Source organism: Bacteroidota bacterium, from assembly GCA_016699695.1.
In the GTDB taxonomy this organism is placed as follows: Bacteria; Bacteroidota; Bacteroidia; order Bacteroidales; family UBA10428; genus UBA10428.
In genome coordinates, this window is sequence record CP065006.1 from 102,398 (window position 1) to 128,175 (window position 25,778).

At 43.1% G+C, this 25,778-nt stretch carries 18 protein-coding genes; 11 read left to right on the top strand and 7 right to left on the bottom strand.

The annotated features are described in order from the left end of the window. Positions 1 to 2 precede the first annotated feature (2 nt). Both IPM71_00440 and IPM71_00445 read right to left on the bottom strand, forming a co-directional pair. Positions 3 to 2,309, bottom strand: coding sequence for a transglycosylase domain-containing protein (locus IPM71_00440; protein QQS51227.1), 2,307 nt, complete (start codon positions 2,307 to 2,309; stop codon positions 3 to 5). Further along, positions 2,306 to 3,256 (bottom strand): NADP-dependent oxidoreductase, encoded by a 951-nt coding sequence (locus IPM71_00445; protein QQS51228.1) that lies wholly within the window; start codon positions 3,254 to 3,256, stop codon positions 2,306 to 2,308. The genes IPM71_00440 and IPM71_00445 overlap by 4 nt, the downstream gene beginning before the upstream one ends. Positions 3,257 to 3,385: 129 nt before the next feature. Between IPM71_00445 and IPM71_00450 the strand changes: the two genes are divergently transcribed. Continuing rightward, positions 3,386 to 4,384, top strand: coding sequence for an SRPBCC family protein (locus IPM71_00450; protein ID QQS51229.1), 999 nt, complete (start codon positions 3,386 to 3,388; stop codon positions 4,382 to 4,384). A 112-nt stretch (positions 4,385 to 4,496) separates the two neighbouring features. Here the strand turns inward: IPM71_00450 and typA are convergent, their stop codons facing one another. After that, positions 4,497 to 6,305, bottom strand: coding sequence for a translational GTPase TypA (gene typA / locus IPM71_00455; GenBank protein QQS51230.1), 1,809 nt, complete (start codon positions 6,303 to 6,305; stop codon positions 4,497 to 4,499). Between the two features lie 99 nt (positions 6,306 to 6,404). Further along, positions 6,405 to 6,518 carry a 30S ribosomal protein THX gene (locus IPM71_00460; GenBank protein ID QQS52750.1) on the bottom strand — a complete coding sequence of 38 codons (114 nt, stop codon included), beginning with the start codon at positions 6,516 to 6,518 and terminating at the stop codon, positions 6,405 to 6,407. Positions 6,519 to 6,643: 125 nt separating this feature from the next. Between IPM71_00460 and IPM71_00465 the strand changes: the two genes are divergently transcribed. After that, positions 6,644 to 7,291, top strand: a complete 648-nt coding sequence (locus tag IPM71_00465) for an HAD-IA family hydrolase (GenBank protein QQS51231.1) — start codon at positions 6,644 to 6,646, stop codon at positions 7,289 to 7,291. A 37-nt stretch (positions 7,292 to 7,328) separates the two neighbouring features. Here IPM71_00465 and IPM71_00470 read toward each other — a convergent pair whose 3' ends face one another. Then, positions 7,329 to 9,413: a TonB-dependent receptor plug domain-containing protein gene (locus IPM71_00470; protein ID QQS51232.1), complete on the bottom strand. Its 2,085-nt coding sequence runs from the start codon at positions 9,411 to 9,413 to the stop codon at positions 7,329 to 7,331. Positions 9,414 to 9,657: 244 nt separating this feature from the next. Here IPM71_00470 and IPM71_00475 point away from each other — a divergent pair, with 244 nt between their 5' ends. From IPM71_00475 to IPM71_00515, 9 genes are all read left to right on the top strand, one after another. Further along, positions 9,658 to 10,860 (top strand): citrate lyase ACP, encoded by a 1,203-nt coding sequence (locus IPM71_00475; protein ID QQS51233.1) that lies wholly within the window; start codon positions 9,658 to 9,660, stop codon positions 10,858 to 10,860. Further along, positions 10,850 to 12,412 carry a citrate lyase subunit alpha gene (citF, locus tag IPM71_00480; GenBank protein ID QQS51234.1) on the top strand — a complete coding sequence of 521 codons (1,563 nt, stop codon included), beginning with the start codon at positions 10,850 to 10,852 and terminating at the stop codon, positions 12,410 to 12,412. Before IPM71_00475 ends, citF begins: the two co-directional genes overlap by 11 nt. Positions 12,413 to 12,494: 82 nt before the next feature. Further along, positions 12,495 to 13,688, top strand: a complete 1,194-nt coding sequence (locus IPM71_00485; GenBank protein QQS51235.1) for an isocitrate/isopropylmalate dehydrogenase family protein — start codon at positions 12,495 to 12,497, stop codon at positions 13,686 to 13,688. 49 nt (positions 13,689 to 13,737) lie between these two features. Continuing rightward, positions 13,738 to 14,289: an HDIG domain-containing protein gene (locus IPM71_00490; protein QQS52751.1), complete on the top strand. Its 552-nt coding sequence runs from the start codon at positions 13,738 to 13,740 to the stop codon at positions 14,287 to 14,289. 58 nt (positions 14,290 to 14,347) lie between these two features. Then, positions 14,348 to 16,156, top strand: coding sequence for a 3-isopropylmalate dehydratase large subunit (locus IPM71_00495; GenBank protein QQS51236.1), 1,809 nt, complete (start codon positions 14,348 to 14,350; stop codon positions 16,154 to 16,156). A gap of 10 nt (positions 16,157 to 16,166) precedes the next feature. Further along, entirely contained in the window at positions 16,167 to 17,954 is a 1,788-nt protein-coding gene (locus IPM71_00500) for a 3-isopropylmalate dehydratase large subunit (GenBank protein ID QQS51237.1), read from the top strand. 60 nt (positions 17,955 to 18,014) lie between these two features. Continuing rightward, a complete protein-coding gene (locus tag IPM71_00505; protein ID QQS51238.1) occupies positions 18,015 to 19,562 on the top strand; it encodes an aldehyde dehydrogenase family protein in 1,548 nt (515 codons plus the stop codon). Positions 19,563 to 19,657: 95 nt separating this feature from the next. After that, positions 19,658 to 20,866, top strand: a complete 1,209-nt coding sequence (locus IPM71_00510) for an alanine dehydrogenase (protein ID QQS51239.1) — start codon at positions 19,658 to 19,660, stop codon at positions 20,864 to 20,866. An 88-nt stretch (positions 20,867 to 20,954) separates the two neighbouring features. Beyond that, a complete protein-coding gene (locus IPM71_00515; protein QQS51240.1) occupies positions 20,955 to 22,289 on the top strand; it encodes a saccharopine dehydrogenase NADP-binding domain-containing protein in 1,335 nt (444 codons plus the stop codon). Between the two features lie 44 nt (positions 22,290 to 22,333). Here IPM71_00515 and IPM71_00520 read toward each other — a convergent pair whose 3' ends face one another. Beyond that, the gene (locus IPM71_00520; GenBank protein ID QQS51241.1) at positions 22,334 to 23,755 is read right to left on the bottom strand and encodes an arginine decarboxylase; all 1,422 of its coding nucleotides are present in this window, start codon (positions 23,753 to 23,755) and stop codon (positions 22,334 to 22,336) included. Positions 23,756 to 24,454: 699 nt separating this feature from the next. Further along, a complete protein-coding gene (locus IPM71_00525; protein ID QQS51242.1) occupies positions 24,455 to 25,753 on the bottom strand; it encodes a tetratricopeptide repeat protein in 1,299 nt (432 codons plus the stop codon). Between the last annotated feature and the right edge of the window lie 25 nt (positions 25,754 to 25,778).

Below are 25,778 nucleotides of genomic sequence, written 5' to 3' on the forward strand. Positions count from 1 at the left end.
TGTTATTCTTTATCTACCTCCAATTGATTCTTCTTACGTCCAAACACCTTGCGAATAAATTCACCTACACCTTCTTCCTTAATCGCTGAAACATCAATGAGTGGTTGCTTGTATTCTTCGACATAGTCGCTGCATGCAAGTGTTTCTGATATTTCCGGATCGATTTTAAAGCTGCTTGTTTTAAGGTATTTATACAGTGGATCGGCATAAAGCTTTGTAAGAAACAGTGCGCTAATGGGCAAAGCCATTGCGCTTCCCTGTCCATAACTTAAATTACGGAAACTCACTGCCGGATTGTCAGCACCTACCCATACTCCCATAACCAGGTTAGGCGTCAGGCACATAAACCAACCATCGCTATGGTTCTGGGTGGTGCCCGTTTTTCCGGCCAGATCACTTGAAATGCCATATTTCGATTGCAAACTTTGGGCAGTTCCACGTTCCACAGTACCCTTCAGCATAGCTAACATGCTTTGTGCCGATTGTGCGCTCAGCACAGAATCCTGGAGCTCATGGGCAGGATCGGAATAAATTACCTGACCCTGCGAGTTCTCGATACGTCTAATAAGTCGGGGGGCAACCGTGCGGCCATTGTTGGCAAATACGCAATAAGCCTGTACCATTTCGTATAGCGAAACTTCGCCTGCACCAAGTGCAAGAGAAGGTACAGCCGGAAGATCAGAGCTTATTCCCATTTTATGCGCAAGTTCAATGGTCTCCTGAATACCAACCTTTGTAATGATTCTTGCACTTACTGTATTTACGGATTGAGCCAGGGCGCCTTTCATGGAATAGAAGCCACCATACTTTAAATCGGCATTTTGAGGTACCCAGTTCTGGTAATCGGGGTAAGCCACACTGTCGTTGGCAAAATAGTCGCAAGGCGAGATTCCTTTTTCAAGTGCCGCTGCATACACAATGGGCTTAAAGGTCGATCCTGCCTGCCTTTTGGCTTTTACATGGTCGAATTTGAAAAACTTATACCCGGCGCCTCCGACCCAAACCAACACATCGCCATTGAAAGGATTCATGACCAACACACCAGCCTGAAGGGTTTTAAAATGATGAAGCACCGAATCGAGTGGAGAGAGGAGTGTGTCGTGCTCACCTTTTGGGCCATAAACCTCCATGGCAACGGGTGTTTTCATGGCTGCGAGCGCCTCGTTATGCGATAAGCCTTCTCTCCGGAGACTTTTATAGGTCTGGCTTTGTTCTATTTGCCGACGGGCCATTTCAGGATTCTTCTTCCAGGGCTCCTTGTTTTTCCAATGCGCATCGAATCTTGTCTGCAGGCTGGCCAGATGCAGGCTTAACGCCTCTTCGGCCAATAGCTGCATGGTATAATTCACCGTGGTATAAATGTTCAAGCCATCGGCGTAGAGGTTGTAAGGCGTTCCATCGGGTTTTTTTGCGTCTTTCAGAATTTCACCTAGCTCCTGGCGCAGCTGTTCGCGAAAATAAGGTGCCGGACCTTCGGTATGGTTAAACGGTCTGTAGCGCAGTTCGAGGGGCAAGTCAAGGATTGAATCAGCAGCCTCTTTCATAAGGAATTTATGCTTTTTCATTTGCGCCAGCACTGTGTTACGACGCTTAAGTGCTGCTTCGCGGTGCAGGCGTGGATTATAGCTGGTATTGGCCTTTAAAAGCCCCACCAGCAGGGCACCCTCCTGCACATTGAGCTCCGCTGGCTTTTTACTGAAATAAACCAGCGAGGCTGTTTCGATGCCATAGGTGTTTTCGCCAAACGATACGGTGTTGAGGTATAAGCTTAGGATTTCGTCTTTGGTATAGATTTTCTCCAGCCTTAAGGCAATTTTTATCTCCTTGATTTTGGCTATGGGCATGTTGAACAGCCGGTATTGTTTACGAGGGAAAAGGTTCTTGGCCAGTTGCTGGCTCAGTGTACTGCCACCACCGGCACTTTTATTACCTAAAATCACCGATTTAATCAATACCCTCATAGAGCTGCGAAAATCGACTCCCTTGTGTTTGTAAAAACGCACATCTTCTGTGGCAATCAGAGCGTGTAAAAAGCTCACTGGAATTTCGTCAAGACTGGCATTGGTACGGTTCTCGTAATAGTACCTGCCCAACAAACGATTATCGACCGAGATGATATCCGAAGCCTGGTTGTTTTTCAGTTGGCGTAACTCGGTTTCGTCGGGTAATGGGCCAAATATACCCCAATGAACCATAAATTGCAGCGATAGGATAAGTAAAAGCAAACCGACAATAAAAATAGCTGCTACCTTAAGCAGTAAACTTGTAAAACCTTTTATGGGTAAAGTAAATTCTGAACTTTCTTTCATGCTTTTCCAATCTGTATGATGTTTTTACCTTGTGTACGGCCCTTTTCGGCATAGGCATGGGCATCTGCTGTCTGTTCAAGGGAAAATACCTTTTCGATATGCAGACGCAGCTTCTTTTCTTCTATCCACCTTGCAATTTGGTCCATATCCGCGGCGGAATGCTTCCGCAACAGGGTTTTTACCTTTTTTCCGCCATTGAAAGCCTGGAACAGTTTATGGAAAAATACTTTGGGCCGTGGGAGGGTTGTTACGTAAACACCGTTAGGTTTGAGCAAACGCTTTGTTTTTAAAAAAGAATAGTTGCCGATTACATCGAAAAACACATCCACTTTTTCTGAAAGAGAAAGCAAGTTTATGCGCTGATAATCGATAAACTGGTCGGGATTGAAGGAAGATATAAACGCTTCGTTGCGTCCACTGGCCACCGCAATTACATTCGCCTGCATAAGTTTGGCCATTTGCAAGGCTAAATGACCCACACCGCCTGATGCACCATTAATCAGCACTGTCTGTCCGGGTTTTACGCCGGCTTTGTCGCGTAAGGCCTGCAGAGCGGTGAGAGCAGCCAGGGGATAACCTGCGGCTTCTTCTGGGCTGATTCCATCAGGCTTCAGGGCAAAACACTGTTCATGCCCGAGTGCAAATTCAGCCAATGCCCCTCCATATGTATTGTCCAGATCGCCAAAAACCCAATCGCCCACTTTAAAGCGATGCACGAGACTACCTACCTCAACCACCTTTCCGCAAACATCATAACCTAAAACTACCGGAAAAGGAGATCCAAAAATAAACCGATGCTTTCCCTTCCTTTGTTTAAAGTCCACGGGATTCACTGACGAGGCAAAAACCCTGATCATCAATTGTTTTTCGGAAGGCTTGGGTTTGGGAATATCTGCCAGGTGAAGTACTCCCGGATCTCCCCATTGGTTGAGAACTGCTGCTTGCATGCTTTCTTTGTTTCGTGCCCAAATATAACCAATCACACCAACCGGTTGAAGAATTGTTCGAAAATTAAGTGAACAAGTGCTTTTAGGTTGGCAAGATTGACTGTATTTTAGGCGAATAATCTCTACTGTATGAAATTCATTCTGAAAATCCTTGTTGTGCTATTATTTATGGCAGTTGTTCTGACAGTTGTCGCAGCATTTCTACCAAAAAACCAAAAGCTCGTTGCCATGCAGGAAATTAACCTTCCGCCTTCGATGGTTTACGAACAATTGGTCGATTTCAGAAACTGGACGAGCTGGGCTCCCTGGATTGCGAACGACACGAATATGCAAGTGGATGTAAAGCCTCCTTTCCGGGGTAAACAAGCCCAAATGACCTGGAAGAGTATCCCCTACGGTAAGGGACACCTGAAAATGATTCATGCTGTGCCACCCGAGAGTATTGCTGTGGAGTTTAACCTGGGACAAACATCTCAAACAACCGGACTTTGGTACCTTGAACCCACAAGCCTGGGATGCAATGTAAACTGGTCCATGAATCTGTCCAATTTAGGTTTGTTTGAGCGTATCTTATTTCGGATAAAGAAAAAAGAACTGGAGCATTTTATGCAACAAGGACTGACCCAATTAAACCAACATTGCATTGGACTAAAATACAGTCGCACAGGCGAAATTAGCCTCATTGAAATGCCTGTTGTGCACACCGTAATGGTCAAAGAATCGCTAAAACCAGACCAAACCAATGAACAAATTGGTAATATGGTAGCCACGCTCAACAGCTTTTTAAATAACCGCCAACTACAGGCTGCAGGTCAATGGTTCAGGCTTGTACCACAGGCAGAGCAGGAGGGTAGCAACGAGCTTTTCATAGGCATTCCATTGCACGAAAGAACCTGGGTATGGGCTTCTCTTCAATATTATGCCCTTCCCGCAGGAAAAACCCTTGTACAATCGCATTTTGGCAGACCTTCGAATACCGGTAAAGCACACAGCGAGCTCAAAGAATACATGCGCCAGAATGGCTATTCCCTAAATGGCGATCCCTGGGAAGTGCCACTTTATGCGTCGGACAGCACTATGAGCGATACCTCGCTTTTCGAAACCCTTGTCTATTACCCTGTGAAATAGGTCTTTGGGATTTTTAAAACTAATTGCAACTATTATTCCTCGTTAAATTCTTTCAACACAAAAAAGCCCGGTAAGTTAAATCTAACCGGGCTTTCATAATACTTATAATCGTTTAGCTCAACGATTTGTTGGCGGCTCTTTTGCGCTCATGCTCTTCGAGCAGGATTTTACGCAAACGAATGCTTTTGGGGGTTACTTCTACGTACTCATCGTCCTGAATGTATTCCATGGCTTCTTCGAGCGAAAAAACAACCGGAGGGGCTATACGGACCTTGTCGTCGCTGCCCGAGGCTCGCATGTTGGTCAATTTCTTTGTTTTGGTAACATTCAGCACCAGGTCGCCGGCGCGGGTATTCTCACCTACAATCATACCGGTATACACTTCGTCGCCCGGTTTAATGAAGAAAGTGCCGCGGTCTTGCAGTTTATTAATGGCAAAAGCAATAGAGGTGCCGCTTTCCATGGCCACAAGCGATCCGTTTTGGCGTTCTTTAATATCTCCCTTCAATGGCTGGTATTCTTTAAAACGACTTGAGATAATGGCTTCACCTGCCGAAATGTTCATTACCGGCTGACGGAAACCAATCAGTCCACGGGCGGGTATTTCAAATTCGAGGTGAATGAGGTCGTGCTTAGGTACCATTATCAGAAGTTCACCTTTTCGCTGGTTGACAAATTCGATAATCTTGCCCGAACATTCTTCAGGTGTGTCGATGCTCAGTACTTCTACCGGTTCGCATTTCACCCCATCAAGTTCTTTGATAATTACACGTGGTTTACCCAATTGAAGCTCATACCCCTCGCGGCGCATGGTTTCGATCAGAATAGCAAGGTGTAAAATACCACGGCCATATACGCGGTGCCGGTCGGGCGAATCGGTTGCCTCAACACGCAAGGCGAGGTTCTTTTCAGTTTCCTTCATCAGGCGGTCGTACAAGTGACGCGAAGTAACAAATTTGCCTTCCTTTCCAAAAAAGGGCGAATCGTTAATGGTAAAAAGCATGCTCATGGTAGGCTCATCGATAGGAATAGGAGGTAAACCCTCTGGATTTTCGATGTCGGCCACCGTATCGCTGATCTCGAATCCGTCGATGCCTGAAATAGCGCATAAATCGCCACACAGTACTTCGTTCACTTTAATCTTTCCGAGGCCTTCGAATTCGAAAAGCTCCTTTACCTTCGATTTTACAATGCTGTTGTCGCGCTTTACCAGCGCAACTGCCTGGCCGCTTTTAATGCTGCCACGGCTTATGCGGCCAATGGCAATACGTCCGATAAAATTCGAATACTCCAGTGAGGTTATTTTAAGTTGAAGGGTGCCTTCTTCAATTTTTGGGGGTGGAATTTGCTCGATAATCTGGTCGAGCAGGTATTTTACATCGGTTGCCGGATTCTTCCAGTCTGCCGACATCCATCCATTTTTGGCCGAGCCATAGATGGTATGAAAATCGAGTTGATGGTCGTTGGCATCGAGATGGCACATGAGGTCGAACACCGCATCCTGCACCTCGTCGGGCCGGCAATTGGGTTTATCGACCTTGTTAATTACTACTACAGGTTTTAAACCCATTTGAATGGCCTTGCTCAACACAAAACGGGTTTGGGGCATGGGTCCTTCAAAAGCATCCACAAGCAACAATACCCCATCGGCCATGTTGAGTACACGCTCTACCTCGCCACCAAAATCGGCGTGACCAGGAGTGTCGATGATATTGATTTTGTGATCGTTGTAATTGACCGATACATTCTTGGCCAGAATCGTGATGCCCCTTTCGCGCTCCAGGTCGTTGCTGTCTAAAATTAGATCGCCTTTTTGCTCATTATCCCTAAAAATCCGGCACTGGTGCAAAATGCAATCTACCAGGGTGGTTTTGCCATGATCGACGTGGGCAATAATGGCTACATTACGTATTGGTTTCATTTTATCGAAAAGCTTTTTACTGATTTATAGTATGGTGGCAAAAAACAAAAAAAGCCGCATCATTAAACATGTGCGGCGCATACCTTTGCAATGTATTTCTTAGTTCGCTTTTTTATCCTGTTGAACAGGTTTGGTATCTTTGCTGGGGCGGGTTTTGCCGTAAGAACCGTTAACAATTTTACCCCTTTTTGATCTTAAATCTCCTTTACCCATTGTGTTTGTATAATTTGTTTTTAGCGCCGCAAAGATAGAGTTAAATATTTGCATTTTCAAAATTAAATCTACTTATTCGTGAATGGAAATTATAGAATAGTTGCAAATTAATATACCAGTAAACCATGCACCCCTTTAAAAACATCATATTCGACCTCGATGGAACCCTTAGCAATCCCATAGATGGCATACTCAATTCGCTTCGTTATGCCCTACAAAGGCTTGGAATTCAAAACCTACCTGATTCGGTACCAGAGGAATTTATCGGGCCGCCTCTCCAGCATGGGTTTCAGACGGTATTTCAGCTCGACAGCGAAGCTACTCACAAGGCAGTAGCCTTTTTTCGCGAATACTATGGCACCAAAGGACTTTTCGAAAATAAGATTTACGAGGGCATTCCTGAACTGCTGGTCTCTCTGCAAGCTTCTGGCTACAGACTTTTTGTAGCTACTTCGAAGCTTGAAAAATATGCCCGATTAATACTTGAACATTTCGGAATTGATTCCTGTTTCTTTGATCTGGCCGGGGCAGACTATGCCGGCACACGCACAAAGGCAAGTCTAATTGTTTCCTTGATGGAGAAACATCAGTTAATTAAATCAGAAACGGTAATGATTGGCGATACTGCCTACGACATCATGGGTGCAAAACAAGCAGATATTGCTGTTATTGCAGTAGGATATGGCTTTGGACAAAGAGAAAATTTGCTTCTAAATAAACCGGAACATTTTTTGGAAACAACCAGCGAATTGTCTGCTTTTTTTCTCAATTAATAAGAAACAATTACCTGGAGTTGCCACACTAAAAAGCCTATAAATCGATGTGCACTCCGCCCCAATAGCTGGCACTTATTTTATCGCCCCAAATCACTTCTTCCTGCTGGTGATGCAAAAGGTTTTTGCCATTGGCAAAGAGGATGACCGCTTTTGTTAGCTGGTAAGAGATTTTGGCATTCAGAATCAGTTGCGTAGAGATTGAGTAATAATTGCCCTGGCTGTCTCTTGATGAGGCAGAATTAAGCACTTGTTTGGTGAAATAGTATGGATTCAGATTGATATTAAGTCGCTTAAATGGGCTGTAGTTCAATACTAAGCCACCATATAACATAGGTGTCGACCCTTGGCTGTGCGTTTCGGAGGTAGAGTCGGTGAGTGGGTAATCATCTACCATGGTGTTTTGAAGGTTTGAATAGGCTCTCACTCTGAAATTTCTCGAAGGAATGTAATCCAACTCAAGGCTGGCTCCCAGCTGAAAGGCATTCAGATCAAGATTCTGAAATTCGTACAATACTATACTATCAGTCGTAAAAGGAGATTCCAGCAATTGGGCATAATGCCGGGTGCGGGATCCATAGATGACTGCATCGAAATGAAAATTCCTGGAACTTTTATTCCTTATTCCGGCTTCAAGCAAATCCAGGGTCAGCAAATCAAGATTGGTATTACCTTGCAGGTTAACCTGCACCGTACCATAATCAAATTCCTGGTTGTAGTATGAATCTAAAAAGAAAGAACCTCTGTTCGATTTTGAATAAACCAACCTGAGCAGGTTATCCTCATTTGGTTGGTGCGTAATAGCAAATTGGTAGGAAAAATAAAATTTATCTGGAACATTGTATTTATCAACCCTCAGGGCAGCAATGATCCTAAGTTTGCTGAAATCATATTCGGTTCTGACTAATCCTGAAAATGTGTTGATGGATTTTCTGCCACTTAACAAGGCTCTTTCAGTTCCATATTCTTCAATTGCTTTCGCATCATCGTATATGGCATTTCGAAATCCCAGGCCGGGTCTAAGACTAAAACCTTTTATGTTGTATGTATACTCAATTAGCGCATCGGTGGTGTTAAAATCGTATTCCCAACCCATCATTCCATAGGTGTTCTGATATCCCCGCATGTGTGCAAGGTTTAGCAGAAAACCTTGTTTTTGGGTAATCAGGTTGAAGTAAGAGCTTTTTGAACCATTGGTGGTGAGAGGAGTAACCTGGTTGTTCACATAAATCTTTTGTACTTCCGATTCCTGGTGTCCGGCAGTGAAGTCAAGGTAGTTGTCTGCATCATCCTGGTAGTTTATTCGTAAGTTACCCGAAATTAAATCGGCGGCATTGCTAATATCCGGATAACGTGCATCGGAGCTAGTACTGCCAAACCTCAATGAATCGACCGGAACCCATATCTTTTTTGAATAACTAAAATACTTGTCAAAGTCGCGTTCGAAAAAAGTTCGGTTTAACGAACCTCCAACTGTGAGCTTGGAATTTACCGGTACCAGCACATTGGTGGATGACACCAGATTTCTTCCGGTACTAGCTTGTAAATCCTGCGTTACACGCACTTCTCCGGCGGCCTTCTTTTTGGTAATAATGTTAATGACACCCGAAACTGCGTTAGGGCCGTACATGGCCGATGAGGCCCCGTTAATAAATTCAATACTTTCGATTTCGGCAATACCAAGGGGCAGGGATTCCCAAAAAGTACCTCCCTGAAAATAGTTATAAACTGGTCGGTTATCGATCATGACAAGTGTGATGGAATTGCTATACAGCGTTAATTCCCTGTTTACATTTAGGATGTTGTCGTAGCCTCTCAGGTGAATGTCGTAGGCACCTTGTGTAGTTTGCCGCACAATGAGTCCCGGAATCAGTCGAAAGGCTTCCATAAGATTCAGGCAACCAGCCTGCTGCATATCTTCCTGGGTAATAATATAGGTCGAAAAAGGGGACTCAAAACGACTTTCTTCCTTTTTCGAAGCAATCGAAATTTGTATGTTGGCCAACTCCTCGAGGCTCATATTCCAATACTCTTCCAAGAGAATTGAATCCGCTTCCTGGGCATTGCAATAAAGATTCATAAGGAGAAGCAGACACAAAACAATTCCAGATCGGCGTTTCATTTGCAATTCGTTTACTCTTAAAATTACAAAATAATATTTATATGCATTGCTGTTTTATTCTCAATCAAATTGAAGCAAACAAAATCGGCTGAAGAAGAAAAAAGTTGATTGCTCAGACATGGCATACCATGCCAACTGATAACTATCAGGAGTTAGCTTTTATTAATTATTTAAATTTTCCATGTTTTAAGGAAGATATTTTTATGCATATCAGCCTTAAATAATGAATCAATGCTAAAGCAATATGATATATACCGCAGGAAATAAGGGCGAACAAATCCGATCTGATTGTTGGGTAGAGCTTGAAATCCTCGACCAGGGCGGAATCGAACTCACTATTCAAAGCAAAGTAAAGTCTCTGTATGGTCAGTCCATCGAAGAATTGTGCCTTTCAGTGCTTTCATTCTTCGAAATAAAACATGCCCGCCTGCTGGTTGACGATAAGGGTGCCCTTCCGTTTGTGATGGCTTCCAGAATTGAATCGGCCATAAAGCAATTTATCAATGCCGATAAAGAATTTCTTTTACCTTCTTTGCCTTCCAACAATTATTCAACCGCAAGAGACTGCCAACGTTTTTCACGTCTGTACATTCCGGGTAATAATCCTAAACTGATGATAAATGCCGGAATCTATGGCAGCGGAGGTATTATTCTCGATCTGGAGGACTCGGTAGCACCTGAGAAAAAATCCGAAGCACGCATGCTGGTGCGCAATGCCCTTAGAACTATTGAATTCAGGGGCAGCGAGCGTATGGTACGCATCAACCAGCTGCCAGCCGGTTTGGAGGACTTAAAAATGATAGTACCTCAGTTCCCAAACCTGATTCTATTGCCTAAATGCGAAAGCGCCGAGCAAGTAAAGCAGGTAGACGAAGCTATTGGCAAATTCAGCAACAACCGTAACGACATATACTTGATGCCTATTATCGAAACGGCACTGGGGGTGATGAAAGCCTTTGAAATTGCCACTGCCTCCAAACGCAATGTGGCACTGGCCTTAGGTTTGGAAGATTACACAGCCGACCTCGGAGTACAGCGTACTCAACAAGCCCGCGAATCGTTCTTTGCCCGTACAGCAGTGGTAAATGCTGCAAGGGCTGCCGGATTGCAGCCCATCGACTCGGTATTTTCTGATGTGGGCGATATGGAAGCACTTAAATCGACCGTGCTCGAGTCGAAATCGCTGGGTTTTGTCGGCATGGGATGCATTCACCCACGACAAGTGCCAGTGGTAAATGAATATTATAGCCCTGACAATACAGAAATTGAAAAGGCGAAAAAAATTGTGCTGGCCTTTGAGCAAGCCAAAAAACAGGGTCTGGGTGTGGTAGCACTCGGCTCAAAAATGATTGATCCACCAGTGGTGCACCGGGCATTAAAAACAATACAACTGGCAGTGGATACGGGCAAGATCAATTCAAACTGGAGGGTTGAAAATGAACAATAAACTGGTGAAAAATGCTGCTGGCCGCATGGTTCCGCTGGAAATTAACGGTCAACCCACCGTGCCCTACCATGGCGTAGGAAAATTCATTCCCACGGGCATTAAACACGCTCCAAAAATTTCCTCCAATGCTCTTTTCGCACCCGACGGAAACAAGCAGGTGGGGAGTATCAGAGAAGCGCTTGTAAAAGTGGGTCTGAAAGATGGAATGACGCTTTCAACACACCACCATTTTCGCGATGGCGACTTGCTGGCTAATATGGTGTTCGATGCCGCAGCAGAACTGGGTATAAAAAACCTAAGGTGGTTTCCTTCAGCAGCATTTCCCTGCCACAAATACCTGATCAAATACCTCGAAGATGGAACCATCAGCCACATCGAAGGGAGCATGAATGGGCCGCTGGGGAAATACTGTTCAGAAGGCAAGATGAAAAAAACAGCCATACTTCGCTCTCATGGAGGACGTTATCAGGCTATACAGGATGGAGAAGTAAAAATAGACATTGCCATTATAGGGGCAGCCTGCGCCGATACCTTTGGAAATGCCAATGGACTGAATGGCCCTTCTGCCAGCGGATCTCTTGGTTTTGCATTAGGTGATGCACAATACGCCGACAAGGTAATAGTGGTAACAGATAATATGGTGCCATTTCCATGCATTCCCTGGCAGATACAAGGCAATTATGTCGATTGTACAGTAAAAGTGGATAAAATAGGTCTCCCGGAGAAGATAGTTTCGGGCACTACCGAAGTCACTAAAAGTCCCGATCGCCTGATCATTGCAGAGCTTACTGCTAAATTCTGCGAGCATACAGGAATCATTCACGAAGGTTTTTCGTTTCAAGCCGGCGCCGGAGGTACCGCCTTATCAATTGGCATTTATTTTGGCGAAATCATGAGGCGAAAAGGAATAAAGGCCCGCTTTGCCCGGGGAGGGAGCAACAAATACCTGGTGCAGATGCTGGAAGAAGGCCTTGTAGAATACATTCTCGATGGTCAGACTTTCGATCTGGAAGGAATAAGATCGATGCGTGATAATCCTAACCATGTCTGGACAAGTCCTTTTACCAGTTACAACTACCACAGCAAGGGAAACTTTGCCGGCCTGGTTGATGTAGTCATACTTGGCGCCACCGAAGTCGACCTGAATTTCAATGCCAATGTGGTAACCCATTCCGATGGATATCTTCTGCATGGCATCGGAGGTTGGCAAAATTGTTTGTTTTCCAAAACCGTAATTCTGCCGGTACCTCTTTTCCGCGACCGCATACCCATTATTGTCGATGAGGTAACAACACTCTGCGGCCCGGGTGAACTCATCGATGTAATTGTAACTGAACGAGGCATAGCCATCAATCCTCTACGTGTTGATTTGATAGAAAAATCGAAAAACTCCGGTTTGCCCATTAAAACAATCCATGAACTTCAGCAGGAAGCGGAAGCTATATGTGGAAAACCACAAAAACTTACTACTGGTGAAGAAATTGTGGCTGCCATTAAATGGGTTGATGGAACAGTGATTGACGTGGTGCGGAAGGTGATTCCTAATCCATAATCTATAATGTTATGCATCCTATAAGTAGAATTATATATTTATATATCAATTAATTATAAGGAATAGCCTAAATATTTATCCTATGTCGAAAAGAACAATTGTATCCATGCCCGGCGATGGCATTGGCAGGGTAGTACTTGAAGAAACAATACGTGTGCTGAATGCCGCTGGTTTTGAAGCCAATTATGTAGAAGGCGATATTGGTTGGGAATTCTGGTGTAAGGAAGGAAATCCCTTGCCCGACAGGACATTAAAGTTATTGGAAGAGCATAAAATCGGACTGTTTGGGGCCATTACTTCCAAACCAAAAAACGAAGCCGACGAGGAGCTTTCGCCAGCCCTGAAAGGTAAAGACTTGGTTTACTCAAGTCCCATTGTTGGCATGCGCCAGTATTTCGATTTAGATATTTGCATACGACCTTGTCGCACCTACAAAGGAAACCCACTCAATTTTATCAGAAGGGGCAAAGGTGAACAGATTGAAGAACCCTTGGTCGATGTAGTGATTTTCAGGCAAAATACCGAAGGGCTTTATGGCGGTGTGGAATGGTCCCATCCCGATGGCATTGTGTACGATGCTTTGTACAGTCATCCTAAGTTCAGACAAAATTTTGGCAAGGTGCCACGCGAAGAAATAGCGGTATCGACCCGGATTTTCACGAAAAGAGCCACAGAACGCATACTGAGGGCTGCTTTCGATTATGCCAACAAAAACGGATACAAATCGGTTACCGTGTGCGAAAAACCCAATGTGATTCGCGAAACCTCGGGCATGATGTACAACATGGCGCGTGCCATGCAAAAGGAATACAGCCACATCGAACTTTGGAATACCAACATCGATGCCCAGATGATGTGGCTCACAAAAAATCCGGAAGACTATGGAGTAATTGTAGCCGGTAACATGTTTGGCGATATTGTCTCCGACGGATTTGCCGGACTGATTGGCGGTTTGGGATTTGCCTGCAGTGCCAACATCGGGGAGAAGGTAGCAGTGTTTGAGCCTACTCATGGCTCAGCCCCGAAATATGCCACTTTCAACCCTTCAATTGTAAACCCGATTGCCATGGTCGAATCGGCCTGTATGATGCTCGATTTTATCTCCGAAAAGCATATGGCCAGTCAAATTCGAAAAGCCATAGCTCAGGTGATTCTCGAAGGCAAAGTGCGCACCTATGATATGATGAAAATGACCGGTAAACAGGATGTAATTCAACAAGGTGCAGCTTCGACCCGTCAAATGGCCGATGCAATTATTGAAAAGTTAAAAAAATAAAGCCTGATAGAACATTATGGCACAATCAACATCAAAAGATAAAAGCCTAATCAAGGAGCAGATTATTGCCCTTTGGCCCGAAATGACATGGATAAATGATGCTCAATTGAGGCAGAAAACCATGGATACCTGGCAATTGGCTCTTGAAAAAAGCGTGCTTTCTGCCGATGACCTGAATACCATTCCTTTTACTTTGTTATGTGGTCCCGACCTGAAAGTGAGTTTTATGGCCCACAAGCGTGCCGTAGTGCACATTGCTCGCGAAGCAGCCTTAAAAATGAAAAGCTTCTTTGGAAAGGAACTGCCCATTAATATGGATGTACTTATTTCAGGCGCTATTCTGGCCGATGTAGGTAAATTGTTGGAATACGAACTCGATAAAGAAGGAAATGCCCGGCAGGGAACTTATGGAAAATACCTGAGGCATCCCTTCTCAGGGGTATCGCTTGCAGAGGCCTGCGGTGTACCCTCTGAAGTATGCCATATTATTGCTACCCATGCCGGTGAGGGTGACATGGTAAAGCGCACCACCGAAGCATATATCGTGCACCATTCCGATTTTATGGCCTTTCTTCCTTTTAAGGAAAGGTTAAAGGTATAATGTAACTTATAACTTTATAAAAAGTGGTATAATAATTTGATATTCAATATATAATAAAATGAATATTACAGAGAAAATACTGGCCATGCACTGTCATAGAGAGAAAGTAGTGCCAGGTGATATTGTAGACATTGACATTGATGTTCGTCTGGCCCGCGATTTTGGCGGAGCCAATGTAATTAAGAACCTTAATGACAATATGTTGGATGTGAATGATCCCAGCAAAACCTTTTTTACTTTCGATTGCAATCCAACCGGGTCGGATCAGAGCTATGCTACCAACCAGCACAAATGTCGCATCTATGCCCGGGAGAACAACATAGGTGTGTTCGATATCAATGCCGGAATTGGCACTCACATTGCCATTGACCAGGGTTTGGCTGTGCCCGGTTCTACATTGGTTTCAACCGATTCACATGCCAATATTCTTGGGGCCATTGGCGCTTTTGGGCAGGGAATGGGCGACCGGGACATTGCGGCTGCATGGGCCAATGGTGCTGTTTGGTTTAAGGTGCCGCCAAGTGTTAAAATTATCCTGAATGGTAAAAAACCAGATGCGGTTACAGCCAAAGACATCATATTGAATCTATTGCTTGAATTTGGTGCAAATTCACTGCTAGGATACTCTATCGAGCTTTATGGACAATCAATAGAAGAACTCTCGCTGGACCAGCGGATTACCATTTCATCCATGGCTACTGAGCTGGGAGCTATTGCCCTTCTCATACCGCCCTCCGAAGAGGTACTGGAATATTGCAGTCTGAAAGCAGGAAAAAAAGTAACACCTGTGTATGCTGACAAGGATGCAGAATATGAACAAACATTTGAAATCAATATCGAAGATTTTGTTCCAGCCATTGCTCTTCCTGGTCAACCACATGGAGTAGTTCCGATAGAGGAAGTAAGAGGCATTAAAATCGATTCGGCCTTTGTGGGAAGCTGCACCAATGGACGAATGGAAGAAATGCGCGTAGCAGCCCGATTATTGAAAAAGTATAAACTTGCTCCGGGTGTTGTTTTAAAAATAGTTCCTGCTACCGATGAAATCTGGCAACAATGCCTTAAAGAGGGTCTAATCGAAAGTTTTAAAGCTGCAGGTGCTTTGTTTGGTAATGCCGGATGCGCAGGTTGTGCAGCCGGGCAGATAGGTCAAAATGGTCCGGGAGAAATTACAATCAGCACAGGTAACCGAAACTTCCCCGGCAAACAGGGAAAGGGTGAAGTTTACCTTGCCTCGCCCGAGATAGCTATTGCTTCTGCCATTGCCGGACATATAACCGATCCGGATAACCTGCCATCAAATCCTACGACTTTTACTGCAAAAGGAACCAAAGCCTTTCACAAGGATAAACCGAAAGAAAAGGAAAGAATTTCACCTTTAACTTGTGTAAGGGGCAGGGTCTGGATAATTCCTGAAGACAACATCGACACTGATATGATCTATCATAACCAACACCTTTCTATTACAGAGCTGGCAGAAATGGGGCAGTTTACATTTGGAAACCTCAAGGGATTTGAGGATTTTGCTAAAAAAGCCAAAGCAGGAGATATTGTAATAAGCGGAAAGAATTTTGGTGCCGGAAGCTCGCGGCAACAGGCTGTAGATTGCTTTAAATCTCTTGGCATACAGGCCATTGTGGCAAAATCGTTTGGTGCCATTTACGAACGTAATGCCATTAATGCAGGCTTTCCGGTGCTTACCTATACACAACTCGATACGCTCGAACTTAAAGAAAACGATACGGTAGAACTTGACTTTTCTACAGGCCGGTTCGAAAATCTTCATAATCAAAAAGTAATTTTTATCGGCAAATTTGCCAATGTGCAAATGGATATCTATCAAAAAGGCGACTTGTTAAACGCGTAATTCTTAAAGTATGGCAGGCAAAACATTTGTGGAGAAAATACTGGGGGCAACCAAAGGCAGTATTGTATTTGTAAAGCCCGACATTGTGCTTTCGCATGACAATTCAGCCAGTATCGAAAAGACTTTCAGAAAGATGGGCCACAGCAAGTTAGCCGATGCTTCGCAGTTGATGATTGTACTTGACCACAATGCCCCTCCAACTACCAGTAAACTGGCCAACGATTACCAACAAATTCGAAATTTTGTGAAAGAACAAGGCATAGCACGCTTTCACGATGCCGGAGAAGGTATCTGTCACCAGCTAATTTCGCTATATGCCAGGCCGGGAATGTTGATTGTTGGCAGCGACAGCCATACATGCACAGCCGGGGCATTCAATGCCTTTGCGGCAGGAATTGATCGCACCGAAACAGCGGGTATCTGGGCCACCGGCGAAACCTGGCTTTTGGTTCCCGAAACTATCAAAATTGAACTTACAGGTCAACTTCCGCGTGGTGTATACGCAAAAGATATTGCTTTATATATCATAGGAATGATTGGTTCCAATGGAGCAGACTACCGCTCTGTCGAATTTCATGGAGAGGGCATAGCGGGTTTATCCATAGCCGACCGAATGACCATCGCTAACCTGGCTTCGGAAATGGGTGCCAAAAATGCCGTGTTTCCTCCTGACGAAAAATTAGCTGTATTCCTGAATCAAAAATTTGAAGGTGTATGGGCCGATGCTGAGGCCAACTACTTGCAAACATACAAGATAGACCTCAGCCAGCTTTACCCTTTGGTGGCCTGTCCTCATCATGTCGACCATGTAAAAGCCGTGGATGAGGTAACCGGAACACCTGTGCACCAAGCCCTCATTGGCACCTGCACCAACGGACGCATCGAAGATCTGCGTGAGGCCGCTCAAATTCTCAAAGGGCAAAAAGTTCCGAAAGGTTTTCAATTGCATATCACACCGGCTTCGCGTAAAATATACCAACAGGCGGTTTCGGAGGGTCTGGTAGAGATTTTTCTCGATGCCGATGCAAACATTCTTTCGCCTTCCTGCGGACCATGTCTCGGCACAGGCCAAGGAATTCCGGCCGATGGAACAACCGTAATATCCACAGCCAACCGGAATTTTTTAGGTCGAATGGGTAATAAAAACGTAAATATTTACCTTGCCTCTCCGGCTACAGTGGCACTTTCTGCTTTAAATGGTGTCATTACCAGTCCTGCAGTAAAGGTCGGAACAAATGTATTCCCCTTTCAGCAGTCCAATAGCCCGGTTCATGAAATTAAATCAAGTGATTTCCGGAAATCTGGTAATGTATGGGATTACCACGATGCCGACAACCTGAATACCGACCAGATGTTTGCTGGCAATCTCACTTACGAAATCAACAGTTCGGAACCGGAAAAAATTGTTCCACATCTGTTAAAGGGCTTCGATCCAATGTTTGCCACCCAGGTTGAAAAAGGTGATATTCTGGTGTGTGGTGAAAATTTTGGTTGTGGAAGCTCACGCGAACACCCTGCTGTAGGTATGTTCCATGCAGGTGTAAGAGCAGTGATAGCCAAATCAGTTTCGCGAATTTTCTTCCGATCTGCTGTAAACCAAGGTCTTCCGGTAATTGTGCTGCCTTCAGCAATTGACGCTTATAAGAAAGGGGACGAGGTTAAAATTGAACTCGAAAAGGGCCTTGCAACAATCGGAAAGAAAGAATATCATTTTCCACCTTTTCCTGAAAAGATTACACATGTTTTGCAAGAAGGTGGATTAGTCAATTACCTCACCAACCGACAAAAACAGTCATAATTCAAAATATTGGAAATTAATTATCAGCATAATTCGTTCAACCTTAAAAATAACCGCTCTATGAATAAAGATTTTGGCATACAGGAAGCCCTCCAGAAGTTGGGTATAGAATTAGAAAATAGCGGACTTTGCACAGGAACACACTGGCCCGCTGCCAGTGGCGAACTGGTATATTCTTATTCTCCGGTCGATGGTAAAAAAATAGCTGGAATAAAGTTAGCTACCTTGGATGATTATGCGCTCGCTGTGCGCACTGCCCAAAATGCATTTCTTCAGTGGCGCAGTGTACCCGCTCCCAAAAGGGGAGATTTGGTGCGGCAAATTGGCAACCAGCTCAGGCTTTACAAAGAACCTCTTGCCAAAATAGTAAGTTACGAAATGGGCAAAATTTACCAGGAGGCGCTGGGAGAAGTGCAGGAAATGATTGATATATGCGATTTTGCAGTGGGACAATCGCGTCAGTTGTATGGCTTTACCATGCATTCCGAAAGGCCACAACATCGTATGTACGATCAGTATCATCCGCTGGGTATAGTGGGAGTGGTGTCAGCCTTTAACTTTCCGGTGGCAGTGTGGGCATGGAACAGCATGCTGGCCCTTATTTGCGGCGATGTAGTAATCTGGAAACCCTCTTCGAAGGTACTTCTATGTGCCCTTGCTGTGCATAAAATCGTAGCTAAAGTCTTAACCGAAAATGAAATTCCGGAAGGAATTCTCACGCTGGTAGCCACCAGCTCGAAATACCTGGGCGATGATATGTTCTGCGACAAAAACATTCCACTAATCTCCTTTACCGGTTCGACACACATTGGTAAGAAAGTGGGTCGCCTGGTAGGCGAAAGGCTTGGTAGGAGCATTCTGGAGCTTGGTGGAAACAATGCCATCATCATAAGCGAGCACGCCAACCTTGATATGGCATTGAGAGCAGCTGTATTTGGTGCTGTGGGTACCAGTGGTCAGCGCTGCACTTCGACAAGAAGATTAATTATTCATCATACCATATATACCGAGTTTAAAAATAAATTGGTAAGCGTGTATAAAAGCCTTCGAATTGGCAATCCATTAGATCCCACTACTCATGTGGGGCCTCTGGTCGACAAATCTGCTACCGAAAGCTTTTATCAGGCTATCGAAGAAGTGAAGAAAGAAGGAGGTAAAATACTATTTGGTGGAACACCCGTTGAAAATGATAACTTTAAATCAGCTTGTTATGTGGTACCATGCCTTGCCGAGGTGGAAAACAGCTTTGAAATAGTGCAGGAAGAAACCTTTGCACCCTTGCTTTATTTAATAAAATACAGTAATCTTGATGAGGCAATTGCTCTGCATAACAATGTGCCACAGGGTTTATCCTCCGCCATCTTTACTTCCAATCTCACCGAAGCCGAAAGTTTTCTTTCTGCCGAAGGCTCTGATTGTGGAATAGCCAATGTAAACATTGGCACTTCGGGGGCAGAAATAGGCGGTGCATTTGGCGGTGAAAAAGATACAGGTGGGGGTAGGGAATCGGGCTCAGATGCATGGAAAACATACATGCGCAGACAAACCAACACCATAAATAGAGGTTCTGAACTCCTGTTGGCCCAAGGTATCGAATTCAATGTTTAAGTGCTATCTTTGAGACTCAATCTTGGTGAAACTGGTTGATATTTTTAGCTTATAAGTGCTTTTATTTTTTACAGACTGGGATTAAAACGAATACTATGCTGAAATTAGGATTAATAAAAGAAGGAAAAATTCCAAACGACAAAAGGGTTGCTCTTACACCCAAACAATGTCGGAGATTGCGGGAAATCTATCCAAAAATACAAATAATGATTGAGCCCAGTGCTTCCAGATCATTTATGGATGAAGAATACGACGAGCAATGTTTTGTGCTGAACGAAAACATGGAGGAATGCGATGTGCTTATTGGCATTAAGGAAGTGCCCGTGAAAAGTTTAATCGAAGGTAAAACTTATTTGTTTTTCTCGCATTGTGCTAAGAAACAGGAACGTAATAAAGATTTGCTTAAAGCCGTATTAAAGAAGAATATTCGTCTGATCGATTTCGAATTACTCACCGACAAACAAGGTCGTCGTTTGGTGGGGTTTGGCCGTTTTGCCGGCTTAGTAGGAACCTACAATGCCATGAGGGGTTATTGCATTCGTTATAAAATGCCTGAACCCAAACCGGCTCATACGCTTAATAGCCTGAAAGAGCTTTTTTTGCAAGCACATAAAATAAAGCTACCACCCATTAAAATTGCTTTTACAGGTGAAGGCCGTGTAGCTGGCGGGGTCCTTGAAATTCTTCAAAATATGAAGATTAAGCAGGTAACAGTGGAAGAGTACCTGGCAAAAGAACTTTTTGAAGAGCCTGTTTTTGTGCAGCTAAAACCTGCGGATTATTATCAACCAAAAAAGGGCGGTGCATTCGATTTTAATCATTTTGTCCAAAATCCGGAAGAGTATTCAGGCAATTTTAAGCGTTTTTGCAATACAACCGATATGTTCATTTCCTCGGCCTATTGGGATCCGCGTTCTCCTGTGCTGTTTACCGCCGAAGAAATGACAGAACCTTCTTTCCGAATTCGAATTATTGCCGATATTACCTGCGATATACAAGGATCCATTCCCAGCACTCTTCGGTCGGCAATTATAGAAGATCCCTTTTATGGTTACAACCCTTTTACCAGAAAGGAAGAACTTGCTTTTACCAAGCCAACCAATATAACGGTAATGGCAGTTGACAATTTGCCCAACGAATTGCCGCGCGATGCTTCGGAAGAATTTGGCAACAGCCTGATAGAAAAAATATTTCCATTCTTTTTTGAAGAGGACAAAGATGGAATTATTGAGAGAGCCACAATTACACGCAATGGAGCTCTTACATCCAGATTTGAATATCTGAATGATTGGTTGAACTCATAATATTTTAATGCCAGAATTTCAATTACTTATATTGAATTAGCGGAAATGTAAATCCGATTTATTTTTTACTTTACCAAGCCATCCGACCATGAAAACCATTCTGATAATAGGTGCAGGTCGTTCGTCTTCCACACTTATTCAATACCTCGAAGCCCAGGGAGGTATTTACAACTGGCAATTGCGCGTAGCCGACAAAGATATTGATTTGGTGCTGCAAAAAATTCATGAACCTACCAGGGCTGTGGAACTCGACATCTTTAACCCTCAACAGCTTGAACAGGAAATTCTGGAGGTTGACATCGTCGTATCCATGTTGCCGGCACGCTTTCATCCAGAAGTGGCCCGTTATTGCCTGAAGCATGGTAAGTCATTGCTAACCGCTTCTTACGAATCGAAAGAAGTGGCCGATATGAGTGCAGAAGCCAGGTCAAAAGGTATCTTGTTTATGAACGAGCTGGGGGTCGATCCTGGAATTGATCACATGTCGGCCATGCGCGAAATCGATCGGATTCGCGATGCAGGATATAAACTGCATACCTTCGAATCTTTTACAGGCGGCCTGATTGCCCCCGAAAGCGACAACAATCCCTGGCATTATAAGTTTACCTGGAATCCCCGCAATGTTGTAGTAGCAGGGCAGGGTGGGCCTGCAAAATTTATACAAGAAGGAAAATACAAATACATTCCCTACAACAGGCTTTTTCGGCGCACTGAAAAAATAGAAGTTGAAGGGTATGGCACTTTTGAAGGTTATGCCAACCGCGACTCATTGCATTATATCGAGCAATATAACCTAAAAGATGTGGCAACCGTTTACAGGGGTACCTTACGCCGACCTGGCTTTTGCCGCGCCTGGGATGTGTTTGTGCAATTGGGTGCCACGGACGATTCCTATATCATGGAAAACACAGACACCATGACTTATAAGGAATTTATCAATTCATTTCTGTATTATTCCGAAACCGATAGTGTAAAGTTGAAATTGTTGCACTACATGCACCTTGATAACGACTCAGATATCATCGACAAACTCGAATGGCTGGGAATATTTGATAATACACCCGTAGGATTAAAAAATGCCACACCTGCACAAATATTACAGCATATTCTTAGCCAGAAATGGGAGCTGGACGAGAACGACAAAGACATGTTGGTAATGTGGCATAAGTTTATCTATTTCGATCCTTCTAAGCCTAAGCCCATATTAAAAACAAGCTCAATGGGTTGCATAGGCGACAACATGCAGCATACTGCCATGTCGAAAACGGTGGGCCTACCACTAGCCATTGCAACTAAAATGGTACTAATTGGTCAGATTAACCTCAAAGGAGTGCATATTCCCACGAAAAAGGAAATCTATGACCCCATACTGAATGAACTGGAAGGACACGGAATTAAATTCGTCGAAAAGATCTACCATTAAGAAGTTAAGAAAGGCTCCAATTCCAGTTCGCGTTTAAATCCTTATTATTGATCAGAGTAACCCAGGATACTGAACATTTCCGAGGCAGATTGCTCATTACGGTACATGTAGTCAATAAAGTTTCCTTCAGCATCGCGGTCAATAATTACATGCTTTGGGGCAGGAATTAAGCAGTGTTTGATACCACCATATCCACTGATCGAATCCTGGTAAGCACCTGTATGAAAAAATCCGATGTAAAGTGGTTCCTCATCATTGTCGTCAAAACGGGGCAATACCACCTCCTGGTTCAGGTCTTCGGAGTTATAATAATCGGAGTAATCGCAGCTAATTCCACCAATGGCCACACGCGTATATTCGTTTTGCCATTTATTCACCGGCAACAAAATAAACTTCTCGTTAATCGACCATGCATCGGGAATGGTATTCATCAGGCTGTTGTTAATGATGTACCATAATTCGGCGTCGTTCTGTTGTTTTTGCTCCAGCACTTTAAAAATGATAGCAGAGCTCTCTCCAACCGTATATTTGCCAAACTCCGTAAAAATGTGGGGCTCAATAACCTGCTCATTTTCGCAGGCCTCCTTGATGTTTTTAATGATCTCATTGATCATGTACTCGTAATCGTACTCAAAACCCATGTGGTTGCGAATTGGAAACCCGCCGCCAAGGTTAAAAGAATCCAGCGTATCACTTTCCTTTTTTAGTTCGATATAAAGGTCAATGGCCTTTTTAAACTCACCCCAGTAATAAAAACTGTCTTTAATTCCCGAATCCACGAAAAAGTGAAACATCTTCAACTCCACACTGGGATTATTCTTGATGTTTTCGCGAAAAAAGTCCATTACTTCCGATTGTGGAATACCAAGCCTGGAAGTGTAATAGGCCGATTGGGGTTCTTCGTTAATCGACATCCGAAGCCCGATTTTAACACGATGGTCGAGTTTTCTCTTGTTAATCTCAGTAAATAGCCTCTCCATCTCCTTTAAACTGTCCAAAATAATAATGGAGTTGATAAAGCCTGCTTCCTGAAGATTCAAGATACGATCGATGTATTCGTCTGTTTTATATCCGTTGTGTACGATAATACGCTTGCTATCGAGCTTTTTTTGTTTATAGAGATGCAAAATTAAATCAATATCAAAGGCCGACGATGTTTCAAGGTTTACCTTGTGCTTAAGTGCTTCACTGATCACATGATGAAAGTGATTGCACTTGGTACAATAACAATACTGGTACTCGCCACGGTATGCATTGTTACGTATCGAACGGTTAAAGAGGTTTCTGGCTTTTTTAATCTGATCGCCGATTTTGGGTAGGTAAATAAGGTTAAACGGCGTTCCGTATTTATTAATCAGGTATTTGAGCGAAATGCCATGAAAGGTTAAATATTTATCACGCAAATCAAAGCCTTCTTGCGGAAAATAAAAGCTCTGCTCAACCAAATCAAAATAGGAGTTTTTCATTCTAGTTTTCAATTCTTTAACCCGATTAATTGTGAGTGATTACGACCAAATACCTTTTTATTTTAATGCGCAAATGTATAAAAACAATTTAAATATCTAGCATTTGAAATAGCTATGATAGAAAAGTTTAACACTACGAAACCAGAACCTTTCTAATTTTCAAATACAAAAACTTTAAAATGGTATATTGGATTGATTATATGAATTTTATAAAGTTCATCTTTTTGCTCACTTCCATATTATAAGTGAGTTTTAATGGTGATAGAATACCATTCTAATTTTATGGTGTATTATGTTAAATAGAAAATTAATGAATTAAATGACAAACGAAAGAAGGAATACCTGAATATATAATTTGCATAATGCCAAATCAATTCTAGCTTTCTAAAATCACTTCTATTGAGGTTTTTGAGGTTTTGATATTTTAACAGCGTATAAGTTTTACCAGCTTAGCTTGTCAAATCCATTATATTTTCTTTTGAAAATTAGATTTGAAAAGTTCTGCTGTAGTCTGCTGTAGTTTGAATTTAAAATTGTCAAAAAGCCGGAACCTAGATGACTGATTTTCTAATCAATTACTTCATTGTCCATTTTGCCGGGCTGCAAAAGAAACAAATGATTTGTCTTATAATTTATATTATGTTAACTGCTATATACAAAGAAAAAGAGCAGTCTACACTGCCCTATTTTCTTTAAAATTTATTTTGCCAATTTAGCTTTGATTTCTTCGTATTCTGCAGTCATCTTTAAACGGTAATAAACTGATTTTAATGTTTCCAATACAACCTCGTCAGCCGGATTAAGTTCGTGGCATTTTTTCATCATAGGAATCACTTTCTTCAATTCCTCATCACCTTGTGCCATCACAACCTTGTAAGTATTATCCGTTATTTTGCTTGCTTCATCGAAATATTTTTGTGCCTGGTTGTAATGCATCACACCAAGGTTGAAATAGGCATTAAAATATTCAGGAGAAATTTCGATACATTTATTGTAAGTAGCAGTAGCTTTCTCAATATCACCTTGTTTGTCGTACAATGTTGCTTCTGCAAAATAGAGCGATACATTGCTCGGATCTTTCTCCTGAGCGATATGAATATAATCCAATGCCTCCTGAGCTTTGCCAGCCATTAAGTAATAATTGATAATCTCGGCAACGATGTCTTGGTTATCCGGAAACTTCTTAAATCCAGCCAAGAGAGTCTCCACTCCTTTGGCGGTATCACCTTTAGCATAATACTTGTTTTTCAAAAATACATACAAGGTTGGCTCGGGATAATTGTACGAAAGCGCCATTTCGTAATATTTAATACTTTCATCGTCCAATTCAGCGCGCGAAGCGGCCATACCGGCATTAAACATCGATACTGTATCGACCGCCCCACCCATTATAGGCTTTAGAGATACATTCACAGCGTATTCAAAATTCTGAAACGACGATTTAAAATCATCCACCATAAAAGTTTCGATTGCCTGGCGTTTGAAAAGATCAATCAAACGTTTGTATTCTTCTTTGGTTTTTTTCACCAATTTACCTTCTGCGTCGAGTTCAACTGTTTTATCGAGTGCTTCCATGGCTGTTGGAAGAGGATTAGAATGCAAAGGATTTGTTTCTACCCAACTATAAACCATGCCATTCAAATAAGTAATGGTTACTCTTTCGTACACATACACATCATAAGTAATCCCTTCTTTAGTTTCTTGTTTTTTTTCTTTAGGTTCGCCGAACTGGAAAGCCATCAGAAGTAGTTGATTGTCTTTAGCAAGATACTGAAGATTCACATAATACGCATCCATCATAAGTCCTGCTCTTGATAACCAAAACTTTGGGGTCACATTTTTCTTTGGATCCTGCATGTCTTTTTCGCTGGATGCAAGCTTTTTCTCAAGTCCAGCATAAGAAGAGGCCGCTGTAACAGTAGTGCTTTCTGTTTGGGCCATCAAGTTAGTTGCAGATGCAAAAAGTACAACTGCAAAGAAGGTTGTCAGCTTATTCATTTTTATGAGTTTAATAGTTTATAAG